The following is a 3,951-nucleotide window of genomic DNA, read 5'->3' as shown; positions in this document are numbered from 1 at the left end:
CTCCTCGGGCGGGCGAGTGCCCCCGTCGAGAAGAGGGTGAGCGTGACAGCGAAGGCGATGGGACTGCGATACCAATCCGTGACAGGACAGCGCATGGACTCATGCTCCTGGGTGATAGGGCCTGCTGCGCGGAGTCAGCCGTTCCGGCCGACTCGGGTCGTGCTGGTGAAGTCGCGATAAAGTAGTATTAGCAGTCAGGCCTGACAGTGGGGCGGGCTGCCGCGGGCCGGGTCCGGGAGGGCGCGCTCCGATGGGCGCCCACGCTGGTCCCAGGGCGCGGAACCGAGGACGCCGTCCTCTCCAGGGGCTACTTCACTGAGAGTCCAGGTCGACCTTGTCGTTTCCCTGAGCTTTCGCGATGATGGATGCAGGGAAAGCCTGATTTCGTGGAGGGTGCGTCATGTCCGAGGAAAGACACACACGAGATATCGAAAACAAGCTCGACCACCACACCGCGGGTGGCACGGAAGGCGGGAAGTGTCTGAATCGACACGAGTCCCGCAAGCCGAACAACTCCTGCAGCCACATCTGGCAGGCCACGAAGAAGGCCCAGAGTGACGACGGGCTGTATAACTGGCCTCGCTACAAGGACATGCCGGGCACAATCCAGGTCTTCTTCCAGGGGCGCGAGGCGGAAGCCGGCAAGCCCCAGAAGGGAGATTGGGACGTCAAGGCCGGGAACTTCGACACCCACTGCGACGTGCCCTACTTCCACGAGGCGCATCACGTCATCCCGAATTCGACCCTGAGCACCACCATCAGTGACTACCTGGGCAACCCGGATGAAGGGGGCTCGCCGGAGCTGGTCACGGTGGTCCGGGGTGGGCTGCTCACCGCGGGCTACAATCTCAACCATATGGACAACATGATCATGCTCCCCCTCGACGCGACCGTCGCGCGGGTCATGCGCCTGCCCCGACACCGGACGCTGCCCAAGATGTATCACGGTGTCTACAGTGATCATGTCAAGAGCGAGCTGAAGGCGCTGCTCGCCGACAACCTCGAGGACCTGGTCGATCACGAGGCCCCCAAGTACAAGGACTTCAAGGACAAGCTCATTGCCCTGTCCAATCGCCTCTATGGCTCCATCAAGCAGGCCGGCGAGGACGGGGTGGACGCGCTCGACCATATGGCGAAGGAACTTTTCAAGCAGCAGAGCGCCAGTTGAGACACGGTGGTGCTCACCCCGGAGGGAAGTGAATGAAGTATTTCCTGTTGTCGACGGTCGGAGACCTCAACGACCGCGATCTTTGCCTGATTGATGATCCTCCCAAGGGGATTGGCCTGCGCCGTTTCCTGATGACCAAGGGCCGGCCGGCCAAGGCTTTCTACCCCGCGGAGGCCAAGATCTTCCTGCGCGAAGAGAACCCAGGCATCAAACTCTCTTCCGTGCTGGGGAACACGGAGAACTACCTCATCGCCTCATCCGAGGTGAAGACGGTGTTCGAGCAGCTCTGCGCGGGCTGCGATATCGAATATCTCCCCTTCGACTTGTATGACCACCGCGAGCGGCTCTACAGCAAGGATTACTTCATCATCAATCCCATCGGTGCGCTCGACTGTCTCGACGAGCAGGCCAGTGGCGTTACCTATGGTGAAGAGGGGAGTGTCATCGACATCGCGGAGTTCGTGCTGGATGACAAGAAGATGGGGCAGGCCGCCGCGCTGTTCCGAATCGACAAGAAGCCCAGCAAATATGTCGTGGATGAGCGCTTCGTCCAGGCCGTCGAGGCGCGGGGGTTCACCAACGTCCTGCTGACACCGCTCCGCTTGTCGGGACAGGGCTGACGGCCCGGGGGCGGCCTGGGAGGCATGCGTGGTGCTCTCGATTACAGGACTGGGAATGGTCACCAGCGTGGGGCTGGACGTCGTCCAGGCCTGCGCGTCGCTCCGGGCGGGCCTCACGCGGCCCCGGCAGCTCGTCTACTTCCCCGTCCTCGACGAGGAGAGTCAGGAGCGCGTGCCGTTGATGGGCCATCCCATCCAAGGCTTCACCGACGGGTTCGGGCCCGTGGGCAGGTGGATTCGACTCGCGCGAGGAGGGGTGGACGACCTGCTGTCGCTCGGGCAGGTGCCGGGTCGCGAGGACTCGGACTTCTGGCGGCGGACGGGACTCATCTGGGTGGGGCCTGTCTTGGATGAGTCCCGCTTCATGGAGGCACGCCAGCTGAGGCCCGACGTGTTGACGAGTACCTTCTGCCTGCAACTGAAGAAGGCCCTGGAGCTTCCGCTCGTCAGCGACTGTCACGCCATCCACCAGGGACACGCGGGCATGGCGGCGGCGCTCCAGTATGCCTCGCGGCAGCTGTCCCGCTCCGCCGTCGAGCGCTTCCTCATCGTGGCCATGGACTCCTATCTGGACATGCTCAGCATGGAGTGGCTGCAGTCCCACCGGAGGTTGAAGTCTCCTGACGTGCCGGTCGGCCTGATGCCGGGCGAGGCCGCGGCATGCATCCTGGTGGAGTCCCCCCTGTCCGCGCGCAGGAGGGGCATCACGCCCCAGGCCTCCGTGAGCGCCGTCTCGGTGGGACAGGAGCACGACCCGTTCGTGACCCAGCGGCCGAGGGTCGGGCAGGTGCTGGCGGACACCATCGTCGACGTGCTCACGAAGGCGCCGGGGCCCACGGGCGCCTTCCAGGGAGACATCATCAGCGACCTCAATGGCGAGGTCTGGCGGGCGTCGGAATGGGGCCACGCACGTGTGAGGCTCGGCGACCGGTTGGATGAGTCTCATCGCCTGGTCATCTCCGGCACCTCCCTGGGGGATACCGGCGCCGCGAGTGGTGCCGTGGCCCTCTGCGTGGCGGTCCGGTCATTTCTTCGCAAGTACGCGTCCAGTTCCCGAAGCCTGGTGGTATCCAGCTCGGAGCATGGCTGGGTCGGTGCATTCGTCGTCAGCGCGGAGGCCTGAGCCGCATGTCTTCCAAGTTCCTCCAGGTGTTTGTCAGCAATGCCCGGTCCGACAACGCGGAGTTGTTGAAGGCCCTGGATGCGAAGGCGAGTCTTCAGCAGGTCTTGACCTTCTGCGAGAACTATCGGATTCGCGGGATTGGTCGCTTCCTCCTCTACGGTGATGCGGAGGCGCTGCATGCGTGCCTCTACAAGAGTGGCCGCGCCTACCTGTCGCTCATGGAGAAGGTGCCAGAGTCCCAGTGGGTGACGAGCCGCTCGGCGCCGTTCTTCGACGCCCTGGCCGCTCAGGACCTCGATGGCGCCCGGGAGATTGCCAGACGCGCCAGACGCACCTGGCAACAAGGGATGGAGTACAAAGAGGACTTTCTCTACGTCCATTTCCTGATGAGTCGTTTCTTCCTCGGGGAGACGGATGCGCGGTTGGTGGAACTCCTGGCGGATTACGAGCAGGTGCTGCAGGGCTCGGAGGACCTCCGCCTCCCGCTCTGCCACGCCCTCCTGAAGGGAGATGGGGAAGAAGTGGCGCGGGGATTGGAGACGTTCCTTGTCGCGGAGCGGGCCCGTCAGGACCGCCTCCTGCAGCGGGAGAAGATCTCCGAGGAGCGCTGGGCCACGGTCGCGCAGGTGTCGGTCGAGGGACTGGCGTTGATGACGCTGGCTGAACATGCGGGGCTGCCCCTGGTGGGCGAGTTTCCATTCGTGCCCTCCCTGGCGCGTGCGAGTGGCAGGCCGCGGCTGCCAGTGGATTCGTGGCGCAGCCTCGATTGAGCGCCGTCCGTGGAGGGGTATTCCTCGCGCGAAAGCATCTCCACCGGAGCCGACGGGCCCGGAGACGACACGGGCCCGTCCGCGCTCCACTCGCTCTAAACCGGAGTTCGTGATTCTCGATCAGGCCGGAGGGCGGGCGGGCCTGAAGTGAGCGGGAAGAGGGAGCAGGGGCACCTCTCGTTCGGCTCTGTGTGCGCAGAAGACCTGAGAGCGAGAAGGCCCTGCCCGAGGGCAAAGGTAGGCAGTGGCTGAAGAGGAAGCAGCGCCAGG

At 64.4% G+C, this 3,951-nt stretch carries 4 protein-coding genes; all 4 read left to right on the top strand.

The genetic code is table 11. From position 1 onward, the window contains the following. Nucleotides 1-400 precede the first annotated feature (400 nt). The 4 genes from HR086_RS45345 to HR086_RS45330 are packed head-to-tail and all read left to right on the top strand — an operon-like array spanning nt 401 to nt 3,681. Nucleotides 401-1,168: an AHH domain-containing protein gene (locus tag HR086_RS45345; RefSeq protein ID WP_141648387.1), complete on the top strand. Its 768-nt coding sequence runs from the start codon at nt 401-403 to the stop codon at nt 1,166-1,168. A gap of 32 nt (nt 1,169-1,200) precedes the next feature. After that, nucleotides 1,201-1,788, top strand: a complete 588-nt coding sequence (locus tag HR086_RS45340) for an imm11 family protein (protein ID WP_174468763.1) — start codon at nt 1,201-1,203, stop codon at nt 1,786-1,788. Nucleotides 1,789-1,816: 28 nt separating this feature from the next. Further along, complete coding sequence (locus tag HR086_RS45335; RefSeq protein ID WP_174468762.1) at nt 1,817-2,911, top strand: hypothetical protein; 1,095 nt, start codon at nt 1,817-1,819, stop codon at nt 2,909-2,911. Between the two features lie 5 nt (nt 2,912-2,916). Beyond that, entirely contained in the window at nt 2,917-3,681 is a 765-nt protein-coding gene (locus tag HR086_RS45330) for an Imm49 family immunity protein (protein WP_174457225.1), read from the top strand. Nucleotides 3,682-3,951: the final 270 nt, after the last annotated feature.

It is taken from the genome of Myxococcus sp. CA039A (assembly GCF_013336645.1).
Classification (GTDB): Bacteria; Myxococcota; Myxococcia; order Myxococcales; family Myxococcaceae; genus Myxococcus; species Myxococcus llanfairpwllgwyngyllgogerychwyrndrobwllllantysiliogogogochensis.
Note: the sequence above shows the minus strand (reverse complement) of the source record. Positions and strands in the feature narration are given on the sequence as shown.

Excerpts from the sequence above, each read along its gene's own strand:
- HR086_RS45345 (WP_141648387.1), top strand. The coding sequence starts at position 401 with ATGTCCGAGGAAAGACACACACGAGATATCGAAAACAAGCTCGACCAC.
- HR086_RS45340 (WP_174468763.1), top strand. The coding sequence starts at position 1,201 with ATGAAGTATTTCCTGTTGTCGACGGTCGGAGACCTCAACGACCGCGAT.
- HR086_RS45330 (WP_174457225.1), top strand. The coding sequence starts at position 2,917 with ATGTCTTCCAAGTTCCTCCAGGTGTTTGTCAGCAATGCCCGGTCCGAC.